Raw genomic sequence first — 19,106 nt, forward strand, 5'->3', positions numbered from 1 at the left:
AGGGGGCGAATTAATTCGCCCCCTTGCAGAAGACCGGAGCGTTTTTACTTTTTCGCCTTTTTCGGCTTTTCCTCTTTCTCGGCTTCTTTCTTCGGCTTCTCAGTCTTCGGAGCTTTTTCGGCTTTCGCTTCTTTTTCTTCCTTTGCCGGTTTTTCAGCCTTTGGAGCTTTCGCCGGAGCGTCGGGTACAATACTGGTGCCCATCACGGAACCGCGTACAAACGTGCCCCATGTGAGGTTGTCTTTGCCTTTCTGCACGCGTTTGGCTCGCTCGATTGCCATGTTGGCAGCCGCTTCAACCACCCAGTCGAAATTGGCTTGCCCAACCGAATGCACGTCGGCGTCGGGGGCGGGGTTGCAGAAATCGATGGCAACGGGGATACCGTCGCGCACGGCAAACTCAACCGTGTTGAAGTCATAACCGAGGGCGTGGTTCAGCTTCAGCACGTAGTCGGTCATGGTTTCGAGGAGTTTTTTGCCCGCGTCGCCCGTTGTTTTCATCTCGGCGGCATAGCGCAGGTGGTGCGGGTTACGCGGCTCGTAAGGCATAATGCGAACGTCTTTGCCGCCAATGCAGTAACACCGGAAATAATCTTCAAAATCAATGGCTTCCTGATACAGCATCACCAACTGCCCGGTTTCGTCGTACGACCGGAACATCTGCTCCGGGTTATCGACTTTATACACGCTTTTCCAGCCACCACCCGCGTGGGGTTTCATGAACGCCGGGAAACCGATGTGGTTGAAAATGGCATCCCAATCCATGTGCCGCAGGTTGCGAAACGAATTGTGGTTAGTGTCGTCGGGGCGTTCTTTGGAGGGCAGCAGAATGGTTTTGGGCACCGGCACGCCAATCTGAACGGCCAGCGCATTGTTGAAAAACTTCTCGTCGGCGGCCCACCAGAAGGGGTTATTCACCACGGCGGTGCCGGTGAGGGCTGCGTTTTTCAGGAACGCTTTATAGAAGGGCACGTCCTGCGAAATCCGGTCGATAATTACGGCGTACTCGGTAGCAACGCCCTGTTCAACGCGGTCGATGCTGACAAATTCAGCCGGAAATTCGCTTTGTTTTTCATTTACGCGGTCAATGAAGGCTTGTGGGAACGTATTTTCCTGACCGAAAAGGATGCCTATTTTTTTCATAAAAGTAGCGCGGGTGGAAACCCGCTTTGATGTGTTGATAAACAGACGGGCGGCTTTCCAGCCGCATTACTAAATCATACTCAGATACCTCGGAAATTGTTCTTTCCAGACGGGCCAGTCATGGTCTCCCCACGGCACCACGTCGAGGTGATGCCGGATGCCTTTGCGGTTCAGAATATCCGACATGTGGTAATTGTCGGGTTTACAGAAATCGTAGGCCGACGTACCCAGCACGATGTTCATGTGGTAGAACTCCGGATTCTGTGCGTTCGGCATATAATCGGGCGGGTTGTTGAAATATACATTGTCGTCGTAGTAGCCACCCAGAAACGACCGAATATCGTAGGCCGCGCCCATCGTAAGCAGGTGCCCCACCTGATCGGGATGCCGAAAGGCAAAGTTCAGCGCGTGGTAGCCGCCGAACGACGCGCCCGATACGCCGATTTTGCGAACGTTGCATTCGCGTTGAATACCTGGCACAAGTTCTTCGCTCAGAAAACGATCATACAACATGTGGTTCCAGATGCGCGTGCCGGGGTGCAGGTGTTTGGCATACCAGCTATCGCGGTCGATGCTGTCGATGCAGTAGAGTTTTACCTTGCCCGACTCCACGAACCCGCGAACCGTTTCGATCAGACCAAAGTCCTTATACTCGTAATAATGGCCCATAGACGTTGGGAACAGCAGCACCGGGTAGCCCCAGTTGCCATATACCAGCATCTCCATGTCGCGGCCTAAGTGGTGCGAGTACCACCGTCGATAGTCTTGTTGCACAGGCTGAGAAGATTGCGTGTTGCGATAAAATTTGGGTTGAAATTAGACCAAAGCCGTAGAAACCACAACCTTCGATACCGAACGAGCCGAAAAAAATACCTATTTTGCACCTTGTGATCACCGTACTTCTGTTACTTGGTTTGTTTATGAACGACCCTCTACCGGGCCATGATGTATTTCTTTTGCCTGCCGTAACGACGCGGCACGACGATTCGTTGGTGTCTGTACCGCTTAAACGCACGGTTCATTTAGACATTATTTTGCCAACTGGCTACCAATCGCTCGATAGTAAGCCAGCGCAGCAACGCCTGCCCGTGCTCTACCTCAATGACGGTCAGGACCTGCCCCGGCTCCATATGACTCGCCTGCTCGATTCGCTCTATCAGCAGCAGGCTATTCAGCCTTTCGTGCTGATTGCCATTCATGCCGGCGACCGTATTCAGGAGTATGGCACTGCGGCCCAGGCCGATTATATGAAGCGGGGCAGCAAAGCCAATCTGTACGCCGATTTTGTGTTGACCGAACTGCTGCCCTACGTGAAAAAGCACTATCCTGTCAGCCAGAAACCCGACGACAGCGTATTTGCCGGGTTTTCGCTGGGCGGTTTGTCGGCCTTTGATTTGGTGTTTCATCACCCCGACCGTTTCTCAAAAGTGGGCGTTTTTTCGGGGTCATTCTGGTGGCGCAGCAAGAAGTTCGACAGTGCATACCAGGAAGATCGAGACCGGATTATGCATAACCTCATCCGGCAAGGTACGTACAAGCCAAACCTGACGTTCTGGCTGCAAACCGGCACCGACGATGAAACCAGCGACCGAAACAACAACGGCGTGATCGACTCCATTGACGACACGCTCGACATCATCAATGAACTCGAAGCCAAAGGCTACGACCGCAATACCGATATTCGTTATGTAGAGGTAGAAGGCGGTCAGCACAATCAGGAAACCTGGAGTCAGATTATGCCTGATTTCCTGAGGTGGGCGTTTGGTTATTGAGTGGTTGAATGGTTGAATGATTGAATGATTGAATGATTGAATGGGGTACTGCACATCATTCAACCATCCAATCATTCAACCACTCTATTTATGCACAAAATTATGAAACCTATGCTTTTCCTCTTCATCGTTCTCCTGTTCGTTGCCTGCAAAGGGCCGCAGGCTACGCCCGCCGTACCGGTGCAGCCGCCCGTGACGGTAACACCACCGACCAGCGTAACTACAGCTCCGGTGGTGCGAAAATTAGTTTGGTCCGATGAGTTCGATACGCCCGGTCTGCCCGATACCACCAAATGGGGCTACGATGTGGGTGGCAACGGCTTCGGCAACAACGAACTCCAGTTTTACACCCGCCGACGTGCCGAAAACGCCCGTATTGAAGCCGGTAAACTGATTATCGAAGCCCGTAAAGAAAATTACCAGGGCAGTGCCTACACCTCGGCCCGGCTCCTGACCCGCGACAAAATCACCTGGACCTACGGGCGTATTGAAGCCTACGCCAAACTCCCCAAAGGACGAGGCACGTGGCCCGCCGTATGGATGCTCGGTAAAAACATTTCAACCGCTGGCTGGCCCCGCTGTGGCGAAATCGACATCATGGAACACGTCGGCTTCGATGAGGGCGTGGTTCACGCATCGATTCATTCCGAGACGTACAACCACGTAAAAGGCACGCAAAAAACCAGCAAAACGATTGTTCCAGATGCGGTGAGCGCGTTTCACCTGTACGCCGTGGAGTGGACCGCCGATCAGATGGAGTTTTACGTGGACGACAAACTGTATTATACCGTGCAGCGGTCAACGCTGGGCAGCACGGATGCCCAATGGCCGTTCACCCAACCGTTTTTCCTGATTCTGAACGTGGCCGTAGGCGGCAACTGGGGCGGGCAGAAGGGCGTTGATGAAACCATCTGGCCGCAGCGCATGGAGGTTGACTATGTGCGGGTGTATCAGTAGGAAGGGACAAGGGTGTAGGGTATGAGGGGCAGGGGATGTTCGGCAGAGGGCTGGGCATCCCCCTTTTATGGGATGGTTGGTTGAAGCTGTGGATTATACTTTTGTACAGATAAATGCCAAAACGCTATGACTACGATTAAGCAGGGAAACTATGTACTATTCGAAGATATCGAATCTGTCAAAGAATTATACCGCGCTGGCGAAGCAAGTGCCTACAATAAGGCTCAATTGGGCCAATTGTTAGGCGAAGAACCTGTTGCTGCTACAAGTACTGCCTATATGCATTGGGCATTTGAAGACCGGGCTGTAGAAATAGAAAAGTTGGATCAGGAAGATAGGTACTACTTCCTTCGATTATTTTATTTGAAAGAAGATAAAACCGCACGTATCTATCAACTTGTCAATGAGCAAAGTATGCGCATTAGGTACGGTTTATCTGGAAACGGTAGGAATGGCTGGATGATACGTTGGGAGCGGCTTAAACCCGATTTGCTTCAATTTAGACGGGAACGATTCCAAATTGAACGAGATCAAATAAGTCACGTTCATCCCCGCCCCTTGCTTTCTCAAATTCATCTGCAAGAGATGCTGAGACCGATTGCGATAAAACCCGAAGTTCAGCAACTTGTGCACCTTACAAGCACTTCAGGGTTTGATCTTGAAGATGAGTCAAATCAGTCGGCTGATGCGGCATTTCGTCTTTTAGACAATTTACGAGAAGACCATGTAAGTGAACACGGGCGAGATGCAATGCAAGTAGCGCGTTGGACCATGAATCTTGATTCGCAGGTTCAATGCCACTTTTGTAGTACACAATATCCGAGGTATGAAGAAATGGTAGATAGAGATCCATTTGGAATAAAGACCAGATTTAATTATGCTTTCAGTAGCCAGAGAGTATTGAACCTAACCGAAGGGGATGTGCTGTTTATAACAACATCATTTAAGCAAGGCAATACGTATTGTACAGCATTGTTCGATCTGGCAGTGTTTCATATTACGCGATGGCTGGAAGAGAAAGGCGTCATTGTTTTATTCTCGGCTGGGGGAGGTAGATCAGGAGAGGGATTTGTATCTTATGAAGAGCTATTTCAGGAACTGACGGTCGCTTATAATGCAACAAATTGGCCGGGTATTGTTGTGGGTGGTATCAATCCAAACGCCCTGTGTATTGAGAGTAATTATGCATCGATAGTGACATGTTATGCTCCACCCCACGAAAAAAAACCGGATTTTGATGAATCATCGGGAGCTACCTCAGTTATAGCCGGTCTGGTAGTGCGAGCGCAACAGTACGCTCAAACAACGGGCCGTCAGTATTTGAAACCTGCCGAAATAAAAAATCTGCTTAAGACCTGTGGGCGCAGGCTAACTGTTCAACCCGTGGGCGACATTTGTCTGCCCGATTGGGAGTCAATCAAAGCGGGCATTGCGGAATTATTGCCCTAACACAATTCATTACAATTTTTCAACCACACAATTATGCGACAAAGCGAAGCTGCATCTCTTCGGGAAGCCTTTAGTTTCTTTACGAACTACGAGGGTCATCCAAATCAGGACGTCTCTTACGCCGACAAAATGAAGAACCTGGCAACAGGGCCTAACCGCTTGTACGACTTCTTTGCGTTTCTGCGCTACTTCGTGCGCCGATCTCGGAAAGAACTGGCAATCACCGATTGTGAACACCTTCCCAAGGTGCTCACATTAACGGTTAGCAAAGGGAATGTCTTGCAAACGCTTGCTTATTTCGACAATGCTAAATGCCTGAATATAAAAATCTGCTTCGGGATGGATGAATGTCTGATACCGCAATTGGTGGTGTCGGGTTCGTTCTGCTGCGATGACCAGGGACCTTCGGTGGACTTAGTGGATCAACCCTACCGCAAGCAAACTGAAGATGGGCAGGCTGGACATTATGTACTGAATTTCGGCGACGAAATAAGTGTTGACGAAGCTCGTACATTGCTAAATCGATTTGAGGAGATTGTAACACGCGATTTGTCTGACCCTGTTGATCTACGGGGATATGCACTCGACATAAAAACGTTTCGCCATTTGCTTAGTGACGATGTGTATTTAGGGCAGGCCGAAGAGATACGTATTCGCATGGGCATGAATAACGACGGCTTTGACGACTCCATTCCTAACTCAGGTAGTGTTCGTATCATGATGCTTGAGTTCTCTGATGTGAATGAAGACGTGGGTACGCCGTTTTATATGTGCAGCGGACGCGTGAAGGACGATTCTGACCCAACGGAGTGCCCACCGCGCCAACCGTGCAACGCCACCATCAGCTAACGAATAAGACTGTGTCAATATATGACATTCTTGATTGGCTTTGGTATGGATTTACAGCGGTGGTTCTGGTGCCAATCGTAGCAGGACTCTTACACTGGCGTTTGTTAAACAAGTCAGAAAGAAGCCTTGTCTGGTTTCTGATAGCTATGTTAATGCTTGAAGTAGTTGCTACTACTTTACGCTTCAATGCAATCAGAAACCATTTTATACATTATTTCCAGACATCATCTGTGCTATGGATTGGCACCCACTTTTATACAGAACGAATTGGCTGGGGAAATTGGCCGATGATAATAGCGGTTGTTGTTGCGATTACTATACCAGTAGAAGTTTTCGGCTGGGTAGGTTTTAATCATATTAACACTGCTACTGAAACAGTAGCCTGGCTGCTGATTGCGCTATATGCATTCGTCAGTCTTGTACATGTACTAGAACAACCGCTTGATCGTTCTATTCGCCGTGATGGGATGGTGTACCATCATGCTGGCTTTTTATTGATAGGTTTCTTCAAAGCAGGAAGAGCCTGTTTTTTAAACTACTTCATTGAGACGTCTGTTGATTTATACTTTTTCATAGACACGTTGGTCGTTATAATTGGCGCAGTAGTGTATGGGCTGTTCACAATAGGGTTTACGCTTAAAGAACGATAAACCTACGGATATGACACGCTGGGTATTTTGGCTAACTGGACTAATTTTTACCTGTGAGCAGCCTTACGTTCAGGCGCAAATCATCTTGATTACTAAGGTTGAAACAATCCAGCGGCCTTACACAGAGCAATTGCCATTTCGCTTTCATCAGGGAGATTCGATAATACATGTGAGTTACCGGAATAATAATGTACTTGTTCATTTTGATTCATCAATCCCCAATACTGCGTTCAAATACAACATAAAGGCATTATTGCCACGCTCTGTCATCACCCGTGATACGTTTATTGTACTGCCTGACTTGCCGAATGGTGAACTGGTGCTTGAAATCTCTGACGCTCAACGCACTTACGTCAAACCTGCCCGCCTAAAGATCGTAGTTGAATCACCGCTCTGGCTACGCTGGTGGTTTCTTCCGATGATGTTTCTGTACGGACTTGTTTTCGTAAGTGCCTGTCTGTATCTGCTCTACCGCTACCGTATCCGCCAGTTCTTGCGTCTGCAACACACCCGCGACCGGATTGCCCGCGATTTGCACGACGATATGGGCAGCTACCTTAGCAGCATCAGCATTCTGAGCCAGACGGCCCAGCGGTCGGCCCTGAAAGACCCCGCCAAAACCCAGGCCACCCTCGAACGCATCGGCCAAACGGCCCGGCAGGTCATGGACTCGATGGGCGATATTGTCTGGAGCATCAACCCCACTCACGACAGCATGACCAATGTAGCCGCCCGCATGACCGACGTGGCTGCCAGCCTGTTCACCGACCAGCCTGTTGACTGGCACGTGGTTGTCGATGATGACGTAAAACGGCTTAGTTTGTCGGCGGAACACCGGCGCGATTTTTTTCTGATTTACAAAGAAGCCATTACCAACGTGGCCCGCTACGCCGAAGCGCATCAGGTGACGGTGCGGCTGCAACGGCAGACAGGCGATCTGGTACTGACCGTGCAGGACGACGGACGGGGCTTCAACACCGAACAGCCAGTCAAACGCAATTCAACTGGCGGCAATGGCTTGCGAAACATGCAAAACCGGGCTGTGCTGCTGGGGGGTACGCTGACGGTAGAATCGGTAGAGAGAAAAGGTACATTAATCAGATTACAGTTTCCGATCTGATTAATACGTCAATCTGAAAACAAATATCCCCCTTTTATGGGATAGATGGTAACACGCCGTACTGCTTACCTTTGCTTATAGGCCGAAGGCTTTGTTCAATTCCAACTTTATCGATCCGAAGTTATGGCCGTTCGCGTTCTGCTTTACGAAGACAATGCCCCGTTGCGCGAGGCTCTCAGCACCCTTATAGCTGATACCGAAGGCTTCTCGCTGGTGGGTGCCTTCGGCGATTGCCTGCGGGCCAACGACCAGACCTACCAACTCCAGCCCGACGTGGTGCTGATGGACATTGACCTACCCGGTCGGGATGGCATTCAGGCCGTGCAGGCGTTACATCGCGAGTTCCCGTCGGTCGATGTGCTGATGCTCACTGTTTTTGACGACGACGACCGCGTGTTTCGGGCACTTTGCGCAGGAGCATCGGGCTACCTGCTCAAACAAATCCCGCCCGATCAGTTGATAGACGCTATTCAGTCAGTTTATGCGGGGGGCGCGCCTATGTCGCCCAGCATTGCCCGCAAGGTTATCCGCACGTTTCCGGCTCAGGCGGGGCAGTCGGCCAATCTCGACCAGCTTACGGGCCGCGAAAGTCAGGTGCTGCATTACCTGGCGCAGGGCATGAGTTATAAGCTCGTAGCCGCCGAACTCGGTATCGGCATCGAAACCGTCCGAACGCATATCAAGCGGATTTACGAAAAACTGCACGTGCATTCGGTGACGGAGGCTATCGCCAAGTATCGGCCATAAAACCCGAACCAAACATGGGGCAGAGGCATAGCAGGGTCAGATTCGCACGAATCTGACCCTATTGTTTTTAGCGGAAATCTGCCAGACCGTTACAGTGTCCCATGATTATGGGAGAGCGTAGCATTCGGGCCGTGGCGAACTTTGACGAGTCAGTCAGGCTAATCACCTACGCAAACCCAATACCAAACAATTTCTTGCTACCATTTATGAAAACGCTTCTGCTTTTAGTGAGCCTGCTTACAGGCTACGTGCTTAACACCCACACCGCCGACTATTCCGGCAACTGGTACAGCCGCTCCAACGGCATAACCATGCAGTTGCAACAGCACGGCACCGTTCTGTCGTGCCACTTCCGCACCGCAGACTATACCCATGAGGCCGAAGGGCCGGTTTGGGTCAACGCCAGTGGTCGGCAAGTTGGCCGATGGCTTGTCAAACGCACCGCTCCCGATGGCTGTATCACCTTTATCGATTGTCGGATCACGTTTCTGAGCGATACGCAAATGCAGATTTCGGCCTCGGCTGTCGATACGAATTGTGACTTGCCAGCCACCTGGCGCGAAACTATTATTTATGAGCGGCAATAAATCTTTTTCAACGCATACCAAATGAAACCGTTTATGGCACCTTGCTGACGCTATAAACGATTTCATTTGGTATGCGTTGAACAACACTATACGACAACTGCAATCGGCGGGGCTTTGGAAGGGTGTACAGATTGGTTCACGGGCAGATTTGCACCTACACAAGCCGCCCAAACTACCTCAACATACGTGCCCTGGCCGGGTTCTGATTCGATGTGCAGCGTGGCACCCAGCCGCTCGGCCCGAAGGCGCAAATTGCTCAGACCCAAGCCGCTGCTCGGGCGGTCAGAGTCGAAACCGCGTCCGTTGTCCTGAATGCGGAGTACCAGGCCGGTGGGTTCGCGTTTCAGGCTAATCCAGACGGTTTGGGCGTTGGCGTGGCGCAGGATATTGGTCAGGCATTCTTTGGCAATCAAAAACAACTCGCGTCGATGCCGGTGGCTGAGATTGAGCGGCTGCTCGTCGGCGGTAAGGCTGACGTGCAGCCGCACGGGGCTATCCTCGAAGAGGATGGTGGCTGTTTCGCGGATGCGCTGGCCCACGTCCTGCAACGAATCGCTGGCCGAGTTGAGGCTCCAGACAATCTCGCGCATCGAATCCATCACCTGCCGGGCCGTTTGCCCAATAATAACCAGCCGGTGGCGGGCGCGTTCGTCGTCAACATAGCGGGTGGTAGTCTGGCTCAGAATGCTGATGCTGCTCAGTTGCGATCCCATCTCGTCGTGCAGGTCGCGGGCAATTTCGTCGCGCAGGTTGTTGAGCCGGGCTTGCTTGGCTTCGTTCTCGCGCAGTTGCTCAATCAGTTGGGCCTGATACTGAATTTTCTCGCGCTCGGTTTGGCGGTTCAGAAATGAGATGGCTATGGTAAACAGGAGCGACTCGATAATGATGCCCAACTGCATGACAGTCAGTGGATAACTAAACGGTTGTTCGGGGATACGCGCTGCAAAGCCAAACAGATTCAGCGTAACGGCCAGAATGGAACCGCCCACAAAAAAGGCGGTTCCGGCAATAAAAAACGACGAAACCACATCGCGCAGCCGCAGCATACGGGGCACAATCATAAACGTTAACCCCGCCATGACGTAGCGATTCAGGTCGGTCAGTAGACTACGCCATTCGGTGACTACTGCCGATGAACCCAGCCACAAGCCCCCCGAGTCGATGAGTTGCCCGGTGGCCAGCACGAAGAGCATGTAATTGGTGAGCCGGAAACTGAACGGGTCGCGTCGGCGCAGGTTGAGCAGCGTACGGGCAAAGTGAATATAAAAGATGAAGGCAACGGTTTGTATCGAAACCTCCAGCCACTGCGCCAGTGCTACTGCCGATTCTGGCGCGTGCTGATCCTGTAGTTGATGGGCTTTATCGTTGAAATACAGGTTGGCAATCATGCCCAGCAGGTAGAGGCCGTACCAGGCGTAGAGTAGCTTGTGGTGCCAGATGAACGTAGCAAAAGCGTACAGGGTCATCATCAGCAGCATACCATCGAGAAACAGCCGCAGCGTGGGGTAAGTGATATGGAGCAGCATAATTGAGTGGGGATAGTTTGCTATTAGTCGAAAGGTAGTACCACAAGGCAAACACGAATTATACAAATGTGACATTCGGTTATCCCCCTTTTATGGGATTTCGGCGCAGATAGCCGTTCCCGAAGTTTGTAGCAACCAATCCGGCTTTCGGCTTCTATCTCTACCATGAAAACGTTATTGCAGACAATCTGCCTTGTTGTTGCGACGCTAACAATCTCGCTGGCGCAACGACTCAATCAGCCCTACCTGCTGATTCAGCTTACCACCGGGGGCGACGACCTGCGGGGCGGTCAATCGGTAAAAGCCAGTGTTTATTTTCACAATCGGGCCAGTATGGCTGGCCTTGATCTGAACGAAGGCGAAGGCTGGGCCAATAATACGACCCATACCTATCAGATTGAAGCCTATGACTTCAAACCCAGCGATTTGCGGGCTATTACCCTATTTCACGATGGGCATCCGACGCAGACGTTTCAGAGTTACGACAACTGGAATCTCGACCGGATACGGGTCACATTCGTCAGCCCCGGCAAGCAGCCCCGCAACACGATATTGCTGAACCGGTCGGGACAACCCCTGATGCGCTTCACGGGCAACGAAGATGCACAAAGCTGGACATTTGATGCGGTAACAGATCCCGTTAGTCCCGGCCAGGCAGACGCGGGTGCCAGTAGCGGGTATCCGGCTGGCAGAACCGAACGGGTGCGAGTTGTGCGCTGGATTTCGCCCGCTACGAAAGATTTTGAGTCGATGCCCGAAGGTCGCCACACTGACCAGCAACTGCAAAGCTGGGGTTATACCGATAAGCTCTACCAGTATTCGGCCTACCGCAACCGTCCCAGCGGCCCCAATGCTGTTGCCGTCTATCGCTGGACGATGCCCAATTGCGCGGGCAGTATCCTGTTTGGTGAACACGAACTGACGGATGCCCAACTGCAAAGCTGGGGGTACAAAGACAAAGAATTTCAGTTCTGGGCCTTCCGGCAACCGCCCAGCGACGGACGCCGGTACGTAGCCGTGTATCGCTGGATTAACGCCCACCCCCAGGGCGACCCCTGCCGCGATTTCACGCTCACCGTTGCCGAAACCGAGCTGACCGATGCCCAACTTACCAGTTGGGGCTATACCGAAAAACGGCTACAGTTTTACGCGCTGCCGTGACGGGGGAAGCGCGCGCGAGGTGCATCGTGTATAACCATTTAAAAGAAGTGTTTTGCCGAGTTAGTAGTGCTAAACAGTATTCACACCAAAAACTTACCAAAACAATGGCTGTTGCAAAAACCAATGAGTGGGAAGTGTTAATGATTGGCTGTCAGGCTGCCGGGGCCGCACCTGCTGCTGCTTTGGCGCGGTATATGCCCCTTCTGGAGAAGGCAAGGGATGCCTTAAATCTGCATGAACTACTTATGCCAGGCCCGGCTGTCGATTTTCAGCTCTGTAACTTTCGGCGCAGAGATGAAGGCTATCGTGGTATTTCACGAATGTTTGTTTTTGCCGGCGTAGGCATTGGCATTGGTATGGGGGCTAATGGTTCGGCCAACTATACCGATCTCAGACCTTTCATACAGCGTCCATTTAATTCCGACGATTTAAACTACTCCATGGGAGCGATGGCAAATGCTGGTATTGGGTATGTGGCTGGAGGAAGTTTATCCTCTATATGGGCTTGGAATACCGGAGGAAACTTATTTGGTACAGGTCTTAACAGGCAACAGGCAACGGGAGCCAATGGCGACGTAATAGTAGGGGCACAGGCAACAGCAACCATTGGTATCTGGATAAAAGTATCCTGATTTCCAAACCGTTTTCGCACTTTCCGCTGTGCACCCCCCATGCCCGCCTACACAACGCCCCTGCCGCAAACTGTACTCTGGCGCGACCTCGACACGCTGGCCGACGAGCAGGCCGTGCTGGCCCTCTTCCGCGAGCCGCAACACCGCTATGCCGTAGAAACCAACCCGCCTGCGTTTCAGATTCAAAAGGCAAGGCCGCTCAAGTTCGAGACTATTTACTGGACTGTAGCAACGGGCCGCATCCGAAGCGAAGCCGGGCAAACGCAGGTCGAACTGCGTGTGGGCTTCACCAGCGAAGCCCACACGCGGAATTGGGTGGGAGCGGTGTTTCTGCTGGTGTGGCCCCCGCTCTGGGCTATGTTCCTGATGCCCAACGCCTGGGTGTGTGCGTTGCCCGTCACAGTGGTTCTTGGCAGTATCGTAGCCGCAACCATCTACTGGCCCGTTTGGCGATTTCGTCAGTTTTTGCGGGAGCGGTGGCAATTAACGCTTACGAAATAACAGCGATAACTACATCGCGTACTCATTCATCCAATAAATTCTATGAATTTATACAGACCTTCCCGCCAGTTACTGCCCGTCGATAACGCTGTTGCTCAGCAGATTAATACCCTGATAGCCGATGCGAGTCGGGGGTATGGGGGCCGGGTTGCCCGTCTCGAAGTACTGCGTACAGCCTGGTCTGTAGCCGTGCAATACCGGGAGCGAACAGGAGCTAACGACGTGGTCTCGGTCTGCACGGAGCATTATTTATATGCCCGCTATAGAAGTGCCGAGGGGGCGTATGGTGAGTTTGAGCAATCTGTGCTGATTTTTGTTTACCCGTTTTATAAAACGGCTATGCCCGTATATGCGGGCCAGCGTCCTCCCTCGCTCTATGATTTTTTACATAGTTACTGGGAGTTAAAGGGCGTTCGGGCCGGACACGACGACCGAGCGCATTCGCTGGAGCCAATAGCCCGGATCACACCCTGAAAACCTATCCTACCGCCTGAGGGCAATTAATCATAGCCCATCTCAACGGCCAGGCCCGGATTGTTATCTAAAAATCGGGCGATGCGCCGGGCCAGTTCTTCGCGGTCGATGTGAATCGTGTTGGCTCCGCCACGAGAGCCTCGTTGCCGAAGTTGCCGCTGAATGTCGGCGTCGTGGCGGAAATAGTTGTGAATAATATGGGTCCGTAAGTCGCGCCCTTCGTGGTCAATAACCGACCGCATCCGGTCGGCGGCATTGATACCAGCAATGTAGCGATTACGGTCGCGTTCTTCCATCAGGGAAGCGGATTGCCTGACGTCCATGAACAGCGACTGAACGTATCCCCGCGCAAACCAGAGGTTGCCGTATTCGGGCAGCGGGTCGGTAATTACTTTCCAGATGCCAATCATACCCGTTACGCCGGTGGTAAACGAAACGCCGGAATCGAACGAACCCGTCGCAAAAAACCACCGGTTTAATTGAAAGGCACAAACACCGTCGCCACTGACCGACGCGCCCACGCCGGCTTCTATTTTGCCGAACCCCCCCTGTGCCATGTTCAAATCGCGGGCACTAAACGCCTGATGACAGGTTAGGCGGGTGCCTCCGCCCGGAGTGAGGGCCGACGTGGCATCAGAAAATCGGGATGCGTCGCCGGTGCGCTGTTCAATCCGTCTACCAAGTCGTTCGGCAGCGTGGGAAAGTTGCGACCGCTGCCGGTTGGCTGCTTCCAGTGCACTACCTTTTAACCCAAAGGCCCGGCCCTGTGCGCTCGCCGAGAATATACCGGCTGAAACCCCAATGCCTACTCCAATGAAAAGAGCTGTGAGCGGACTTTCGCCTGTGAAACCAGCCCCGTTGCTTGTAAAATCAAACTGATATACACCAGCCTGAACAAACTCGCCAAGCTGCAACGACCTTCCCTTGCTAATCTTCCAATCGGTACAAGGTTGCCAAAACGCGCCCATAGTAAGCAGGATAAACCACGTATCGCGGCAGTACAAATGTTTGGTTCTTCTCTTCCCGGTTTTGCCAAACAGTCGCAAACGACCGAAGAGGTTAGGCAAAGTAATACACAATTCCCCCCGAAGACTATCCCATAAAAAGGGGATAGGGTATCACCCGTTCATGGGATTTCAGGCTGCACCGCAGCCGCCGACTTTTGAGCCAGCTAAACCACCTTAATCATGAAAACTTCTGGCTTACTTCTCGCTTTTGTACTGTTCTTCACTACGACCCAGGCGCAGGAACTGCCCCACCGGATGCGCGTGGGCCTGTCACTGGATTTGGTCGGCAATACGCTCGGCATCGGTACGCAATTGCACGGCTCCTTCCGCTTTTCCGACGATTACCGGGCTTTCGACGACGTGCATCATTACGTCAATGCCGGCATAGGCGTTGGAGCCTCTTTTTCGAGTGGGGTTTCAATAGGAGCCACCGTACCGCATTATTTGACGGTTGGCATTGGGCGTGGGCGAGCTATGTGGGAGTTTGGGCTGGCAGGTGTCAGACGCGAACATATGATTTTCGATTCGTATACCGACCCGCAAACCGGGCAACGACTGCGCGACCGGCGCACCGAATGGCGGTATTTGCTGCTGCCTTTAGTGGGCTACCGCTACACGGCCTACAGCGGGTTTATGTTCCGCATCAACGGGCCGGTGCCGGGTATCGCCTTCGGCTGGATGTTTTGATCGGCAATTGGCCCGACCCGTTTGAGCGAACGGTCAACGCTGTCACCCTTTTATGGGATTTCGGCCCGTGTGCCGCGTGGCGACCTTTGAGCCAGTCAAACAAGTCGAACGCGACCCCGGCCGCTTTCCGCTTTTATCGCACACAGTCATGAAACGCATCCTTCTTCTCTCGCTCTGGTTGGGCCTGTTGCTAACCTTCGGGCTGGGTCTGCAAAACTGCAAAAAAGACCCCGACCCTACGCCCACCAAACCACCCGTTACGACCACGCCCGGCAGCACTACTACGTCGCCTGGCACCAGCACCACCGCTACAACCAGCACCGCCCCCGGCATCAGCACCGCTACAGCTCCTACGGCAACGGGCGTTACGTCGGCCTCGGCGCGGGTGTCGGCGGTGATTGAGGGCAACGGGGGCGCGGCCATCAGCCAGCACGGTTTTGTGTACAGCAAAACCAGTCAAACGCCCACGCTCAACGACAGCAAAACCGAGTTGGGAGCCACCAGCGGGCCGTTTCCGCTCACCATCAGTAGCAACCTGACGGGTCTCGAAGGCAATGCCAGGTACTACGTGCGGGCTTATGCAACGAACGCAACCGGGACGAGTTACGGGGGAGGAGGAGCGTTCACTACCTTACCCGCTGGTACTTCTTTTAGTAGAGTATCGTGGGAGGTGCATTCGAGTGCTTTCCCCAAAGTGGGGCTTATCAATCCGATTGTAGTTTCTCACAATAATAAGCTATATACAGTCGGTGGCTCTTTTCCTGCGGCCAACCAGGCAAACGCTGGAAACTTCACCTACAATAATGAATTTTGGGAATACGATATCGCGTCGAAAAAATGGACTCAATTAGTCAACGCGCCAGGACAGGTGTTTGCAAACACAGGATTTGCTTCCCGATTTATCTACAACAACAATCTTTGGGTAGCCGATTTCACTCAATTCTACGAATATGATTTCACAAAAAAGGTGTGGTCCGTGAAGTTTAATCTTCCCAAAATCAACGGGAGTCGAACTCAGGCCCTTGTAGGCGATAAGCTCTATCTGATTTCAATCTTTGCGAGTCAGCCAACACAAGTGGTTGATTTGAAGAACGGTACACTCGCTGAAATCCCGGCGCTACGAACCGAAGCAGGAAACTGGTTCCCCAGCAATGCGACGTTTGTGAAAGATAAACGCATCTACTTCTGGGCCACTACAAACACCAATAACGTGCCTGATGTCAAGATGTACACGTACTATCTCGACACCGAGACCAACACGTACACTAATCTGGGTATGCCCAACAACCTGGCCCCTGTCACAGCCCGGCAGTTAAGCCCAAATACGCTCTACGAAAAAGACGGCATTCTATACATCATGGCGAATGTGGGGGGCGTTGCGAATTATTTCTCCTACAATCCTGCCACTAACATGTATGCCCCCCTGTCCTTTAACAACAGTCCTATTGTGGCTGATACAAGAAATGTATATGCTGGTAATGGAGTGATGTATAGCGTGTTAGGGCAAGACAAAAATTCAGGTTCAGGTACCGCGCCCAACAATCCAGCCCGTTACGATAAGAATATCTACCAGGTTCGATTTGAGTAACCCCTTTAACCATCACCATCATGAAAACAACCAAATCACCCAGCCCCTTTGTAGGCTGCTGGGAAACCAAATGGAGCGTTTGCAACGGCGGCTGGGCCGGGGCGTGGCTGGCCCTGAAAGCAGACGTAGTAAACCCCACTCAACTCACCGGCGCGTGGGGCGGCCACACCGATGCCAACGGCTACGAACACAGCGGCTTCCTCGTCGGCAAACTCGACAAAGCGGGGAAAGTGCTGGCCGGTACGTGGTACGAGATTATCTACGAGGATAACCTCGCTTGCCCTACCCTGAGCTATTCAGGTACGTTCCGGTTCACGCTCACGGGGCCGGATGCTTTCGCGGGCGAATGGACCGATGCCGATGGGCCAAACAAAGGCTGCACGAACAAGATGCAGTGGAACGGAACGCGGGTTTAAACAGGAACATTCTGCTAATTCATATCTATCCACAGCATCATCATGAAACGTATTACGTTCTTCGCGCTTTGGCTGAGCCTGTTGCTCGCCTGTACGCTGGGTCTGCAAAACTGCAAGAAAGCCCCCGACCCTGCGCCCACCAAACCGCCTGTTGCCACCACGCCCGGCACCAGCACGACCGCTACAGCCACTACTATTCCCAGCCTCACCGCCGTTACGGTGACGGGTATTAGCAGCACCTCGGCGCGGGTGTCGGCAGTGATTAACGGCAATGGGGGCGCAGAAATCACTTACCACGGATTTGCCTACTACGTCGATAATATCGCCAATGCAAAACAGGTTGAACTCGGTGCCACCAGTGGCCCGTTTCCACTGACGTTTACGGCCCCGCTGACGAACCTACTGCCCAACACAACCTATACGGTAGTAGGCCGGGCCGATAACGCAAAAGGCAGCCAACAAACCATAGTCAAATTTACAACGACAGCAGCCGTCGTGTCGGCAGTAGCTGACTGGAAATCGGTATTCACGATAGCTGACGGATTCAATCAATTAGACGTTTCTATTGACACAGATGGCAATGGGAACGTTTATGTTGTCGGTTCTTACGAGGGGGCTGGCAAAATGGGATCAGCTACGCTCACTGCGCAGCGTGGCAGAGATGGTTTTCTGGCAAAAATTGACCCGCTCGGTAAACCTATCTGGGTTACTGAATTGAAAAGCATCGGTCCGGATTATGTCTCCATAGTTGATATAGATGCTGCCGGGAACATCTATACTAACGTATTTGCCGGTAACACCGGAGGTAAATTTGGGACTATGAGTTTGTCCAGATCTGGCAGCAGTTTTGCCAAAGTTACGCCCGATGGCAGTGTAGAATGGATACGCACTCCTGGCCGAAATGAAGATGCGGTCACAAGTATTGATGGGCAGGGTAGTATTTATGTTTCAGGTGCATTACGCGGCAATCAGAGTGTCACACTGGGGAGTGTCACGTTGAGATCAACGGATACAAACCCTGTTGATAACACATTCGATTCGTTTATAGCAAAATTCGACCGCGATGGGACTTTTCAATGGGCGCGTCAGTTCTCGGGTCCTGGTCAGCAATCTATTTTGTATGATGTTGACGAAAATGGAGCCGTTTATTTGGCGGTCGCGTCTGGAGCAGGTGCCGCTACCGTTGGCACTACCACCCTGTCATCGGCGGGCGAGTATTTGCTCAAACTGTCGGCTTCGGGCGAAATGGAGTGGAATAAATTTGTAGGAAATGTACCCAGTAATGGGGGTGTTGGGAATTTAATGGTCATACGCTGTACGGCCCCAAATGAGTTTGTCGCTCAAGCTCGGGCACCGGCTGGCACCAGCGGTTTTTCATTTGGAGGTGCCACCACTACAGGAGCTAACTCAGCTATAGTAGCCGTTTTTGGGCAGGACGGGACACCCAAATGGGCCTTAGCCACGCGCCCATCATCTGTTTTCGACCTTGATAAAGCTGGAAATCTGTACATGGCTGCCATGGGTAGTAGAGGAAGCCCCTTTACTATTGGCGATATCACACTGCCAGCTCAATCGCCGGAAAATAAGGAATATTGGGGCGTAGCCAAGTACAGTACAACACAGCGCAGATGGCTGTGGGCGGTTCGAAACCGTAGCGTATCGACACTCTATCTCCCTGATAGACCGGCGCTAACTATTTCAGCTACTGGTGTTCCTACTATGGGGTTTGTCTGTTCAAAAGGCAGTACGCAATTCGGGCAAACTACGGTTGATATTACTGGTACCTATGGTTTGGTTTTGGCAACCATCGAGCAGAAATAACCTTGTCTTTCCACATAACC

Annotated in this window: 20 protein-coding genes; 16 read left to right on the forward strand and 4 right to left on the reverse strand. The window is 52.1% G+C overall.

Going from position 1 to position 19,106, the window contains the following annotated elements; translation table 11 throughout:
- Positions 1-44: 44 nt before the first annotated feature.
- Together AWR27_RS05785 and AWR27_RS05790 are read right to left on the reverse strand one after the other, a co-directional pair.
- The gene (locus AWR27_RS05785) at positions 45-1,142 is read right to left on the reverse strand and encodes an ATP-grasp domain-containing protein (RefSeq protein ID WP_077130315.1); all 1,098 of its coding nucleotides are present in this window, start codon (positions 1,140-1,142) and stop codon (positions 45-47) included.
- 69 nt (positions 1,143-1,211) lie between these two features.
- Positions 1,212-1,916, reverse strand: coding sequence for an esterase family protein (locus tag AWR27_RS05790; RefSeq protein ID WP_077130316.1), 705 nt, complete (start codon positions 1,914-1,916; stop codon positions 1,212-1,214).
- A 146-nt stretch (positions 1,917-2,062) separates the two neighbouring features.
- Here AWR27_RS05790 and AWR27_RS05795 point away from each other — a divergent pair, with 146 nt between their 5' ends.
- From AWR27_RS05795 to AWR27_RS05830, 8 genes are all read left to right on the forward strand, one after another.
- A complete protein-coding gene (locus tag AWR27_RS05795; protein WP_077133829.1) occupies positions 2,063-2,914 on the forward strand; it encodes an alpha/beta hydrolase in 852 nt (283 codons plus the stop codon).
- A gap of 102 nt (positions 2,915-3,016) precedes the next feature.
- The gene (locus AWR27_RS05800; RefSeq protein WP_077133830.1) at positions 3,017-3,871 is read left to right on the forward strand and encodes a glycoside hydrolase family 16 protein; all 855 of its coding nucleotides are present in this window, start codon (positions 3,017-3,019) and stop codon (positions 3,869-3,871) included.
- Positions 3,872-3,997: 126 nt separating this feature from the next.
- Positions 3,998-5,320 (forward strand): S8/S53 family peptidase, encoded by a 1,323-nt coding sequence (locus AWR27_RS05805; protein WP_077130317.1) that lies wholly within the window; start codon positions 3,998-4,000, stop codon positions 5,318-5,320.
- Between the two features lie 33 nt (positions 5,321-5,353).
- Positions 5,354-6,169 carry a hypothetical protein gene (locus tag AWR27_RS05810; RefSeq protein WP_077130318.1) on the forward strand — a complete coding sequence of 272 codons (816 nt, stop codon included), beginning with the start codon at positions 5,354-5,356 and terminating at the stop codon, positions 6,167-6,169.
- On the forward strand, positions 6,148-6,819 hold the full coding sequence (locus tag AWR27_RS05815) for a hypothetical protein (RefSeq protein ID WP_077130319.1): 672 nt from the start codon (positions 6,148-6,150) through the stop codon (positions 6,817-6,819). Before AWR27_RS05810 ends, AWR27_RS05815 begins: the two co-directional genes overlap by 22 nt.
- A 253-nt stretch (positions 6,820-7,072) precedes the next feature.
- The gene (locus AWR27_RS05820; RefSeq protein WP_232325987.1) at positions 7,073-7,939 is read left to right on the forward strand and encodes a sensor histidine kinase; all 867 of its coding nucleotides are present in this window, start codon (positions 7,073-7,075) and stop codon (positions 7,937-7,939) included.
- Between the two features lie 123 nt (positions 7,940-8,062).
- On the forward strand, positions 8,063-8,686 hold the full coding sequence (locus AWR27_RS05825) for a response regulator (RefSeq protein ID WP_077130321.1): 624 nt from the start codon (positions 8,063-8,065) through the stop codon (positions 8,684-8,686).
- Between the two features lie 206 nt (positions 8,687-8,892).
- On the forward strand, positions 8,893-9,273 hold the full coding sequence (locus tag AWR27_RS05830) for a hypothetical protein (RefSeq protein WP_077130322.1): 381 nt from the start codon (positions 8,893-8,895) through the stop codon (positions 9,271-9,273).
- An 86-nt stretch (positions 9,274-9,359) separates the two neighbouring features.
- Here AWR27_RS05830 and AWR27_RS05835 read toward each other — a convergent pair whose 3' ends face one another.
- On the reverse strand, positions 9,360-10,799 hold the full coding sequence (locus tag AWR27_RS05835) for a sensor histidine kinase (RefSeq protein WP_077130323.1): 1,440 nt from the start codon (positions 10,797-10,799) through the stop codon (positions 9,360-9,362).
- Positions 10,800-10,964: 165 nt separating this feature from the next.
- On the opposite strand from AWR27_RS05835, the gene AWR27_RS05840 reads away from it, so the two are divergent.
- The 4 genes from AWR27_RS05840 (at position 10,965) to AWR27_RS05855 (ending at position 13,567) form a co-directional block, all read left to right on the forward strand.
- Positions 10,965-11,960: a hypothetical protein gene (locus AWR27_RS05840; protein WP_077130324.1), complete on the forward strand. Its 996-nt coding sequence runs from the start codon at positions 10,965-10,967 to the stop codon at positions 11,958-11,960.
- Between the two features lie 104 nt (positions 11,961-12,064).
- Complete coding sequence (locus AWR27_RS05845; RefSeq protein ID WP_077130325.1) at positions 12,065-12,592, forward strand: hypothetical protein; 528 nt, start codon at positions 12,065-12,067, stop codon at positions 12,590-12,592.
- A gap of 39 nt (positions 12,593-12,631) precedes the next feature.
- On the forward strand, positions 12,632-13,093 hold the full coding sequence (locus AWR27_RS05850; protein WP_077130326.1) for a hypothetical protein: 462 nt from the start codon (positions 12,632-12,634) through the stop codon (positions 13,091-13,093).
- A gap of 42 nt (positions 13,094-13,135) precedes the next feature.
- Entirely contained in the window at positions 13,136-13,567 is a 432-nt protein-coding gene (locus AWR27_RS05855; protein ID WP_077130327.1) for a hypothetical protein, read from the forward strand.
- 26 nt (positions 13,568-13,593) lie between these two features.
- Here AWR27_RS05855 and AWR27_RS05860 read toward each other — a convergent pair whose 3' ends face one another.
- The gene (locus tag AWR27_RS05860) at positions 13,594-14,634 is read right to left on the reverse strand and encodes a hypothetical protein (protein ID WP_157579154.1); all 1,041 of its coding nucleotides are present in this window, start codon (positions 14,632-14,634) and stop codon (positions 13,594-13,596) included.
- A 120-nt stretch (positions 14,635-14,754) separates the two neighbouring features.
- On the opposite strand from AWR27_RS05860, the gene AWR27_RS05865 reads away from it, so the two are divergent.
- From AWR27_RS05865 to AWR27_RS05880, 4 genes are all read left to right on the forward strand, one after another.
- Positions 14,755-15,261 (forward strand): hypothetical protein, encoded by a 507-nt coding sequence (locus tag AWR27_RS05865; protein ID WP_077130329.1) that lies wholly within the window; start codon positions 14,755-14,757, stop codon positions 15,259-15,261.
- 148 nt (positions 15,262-15,409) lie between these two features.
- Positions 15,410-16,849, forward strand: coding sequence for a Kelch repeat-containing protein (locus AWR27_RS05870; protein WP_198045097.1), 1,440 nt, complete (start codon positions 15,410-15,412; stop codon positions 16,847-16,849).
- Between the two features lie 20 nt (positions 16,850-16,869).
- The gene (locus AWR27_RS05875) at positions 16,870-17,265 is read left to right on the forward strand and encodes a hypothetical protein (RefSeq protein WP_077130331.1); all 396 of its coding nucleotides are present in this window, start codon (positions 16,870-16,872) and stop codon (positions 17,263-17,265) included.
- 42 nt (positions 17,266-17,307) lie between these two features.
- Complete coding sequence (locus AWR27_RS05880; protein ID WP_077130332.1) at positions 17,308-19,086, forward strand: fibronectin type III domain-containing protein; 1,779 nt, start codon at positions 17,308-17,310, stop codon at positions 19,084-19,086.
- Positions 19,087-19,106: the final 20 nt, after the last annotated feature.

The sequence above is a fragment of the Spirosoma montaniterrae genome (assembly GCF_001988955.1).
Taxonomy (GTDB): domain Bacteria; phylum Bacteroidota; class Bacteroidia; order Cytophagales; family Spirosomataceae; genus Spirosoma; species Spirosoma montaniterrae.

What these genes read in the sequence shown, in the direction of transcription:
- AWR27_RS05785 (WP_077130315.1), bottom strand. Translation starts at nt 1,142, where the DNA reads ATGAAAAAAATAGGCATCCTTTTCGGTCAGGAAAATACGTTCCCACAA.
- AWR27_RS05795 (WP_077133829.1), top strand. Translation starts at nt 2,063, where the DNA reads ATGAACGACCCTCTACCGGGCCATGATGTATTTCTTTTGCCTGCCGTA.
- AWR27_RS05800 (WP_077133830.1), top strand. Translation starts at nt 3,017, where the DNA reads ATGAAACCTATGCTTTTCCTCTTCATCGTTCTCCTGTTCGTTGCCTGC.
- AWR27_RS05805 (WP_077130317.1), top strand. Translation starts at nt 3,998, where the DNA reads ATGACTACGATTAAGCAGGGAAACTATGTACTATTCGAAGATATCGAA.
- AWR27_RS05810 (WP_077130318.1), top strand. Translation starts at nt 5,354, where the DNA reads ATGCGACAAAGCGAAGCTGCATCTCTTCGGGAAGCCTTTAGTTTCTTT.
- AWR27_RS05825 (WP_077130321.1), top strand. Translation starts at nt 8,063, where the DNA reads ATGGCCGTTCGCGTTCTGCTTTACGAAGACAATGCCCCGTTGCGCGAG.
- AWR27_RS05830 (WP_077130322.1), top strand. Translation starts at nt 8,893, where the DNA reads ATGAAAACGCTTCTGCTTTTAGTGAGCCTGCTTACAGGCTACGTGCTT.
- AWR27_RS05835 (WP_077130323.1), bottom strand. Translation starts at nt 10,799, where the DNA reads ATGCTGCTCCATATCACTTACCCCACGCTGCGGCTGTTTCTCGATGGT.
- AWR27_RS05840 (WP_077130324.1), top strand. Translation starts at nt 10,965, where the DNA reads ATGAAAACGTTATTGCAGACAATCTGCCTTGTTGTTGCGACGCTAACA.
- AWR27_RS05845 (WP_077130325.1), top strand. Translation starts at nt 12,065, where the DNA reads ATGGCTGTTGCAAAAACCAATGAGTGGGAAGTGTTAATGATTGGCTGT.
- AWR27_RS05850 (WP_077130326.1), top strand. Translation starts at nt 12,632, where the DNA reads ATGCCCGCCTACACAACGCCCCTGCCGCAAACTGTACTCTGGCGCGAC.
- AWR27_RS05855 (WP_077130327.1), top strand. Translation starts at nt 13,136, where the DNA reads ATGAATTTATACAGACCTTCCCGCCAGTTACTGCCCGTCGATAACGCT.
- AWR27_RS05865 (WP_077130329.1), top strand. Translation starts at nt 14,755, where the DNA reads ATGAAAACTTCTGGCTTACTTCTCGCTTTTGTACTGTTCTTCACTACG.
- AWR27_RS05870 (WP_198045097.1), top strand. Translation starts at nt 15,410, where the DNA reads ATGAAACGCATCCTTCTTCTCTCGCTCTGGTTGGGCCTGTTGCTAACC.
- AWR27_RS05875 (WP_077130331.1), top strand. Translation starts at nt 16,870, where the DNA reads ATGAAAACAACCAAATCACCCAGCCCCTTTGTAGGCTGCTGGGAAACC.
- AWR27_RS05880 (WP_077130332.1), top strand. Translation starts at nt 17,308, where the DNA reads ATGAAACGTATTACGTTCTTCGCGCTTTGGCTGAGCCTGTTGCTCGCC.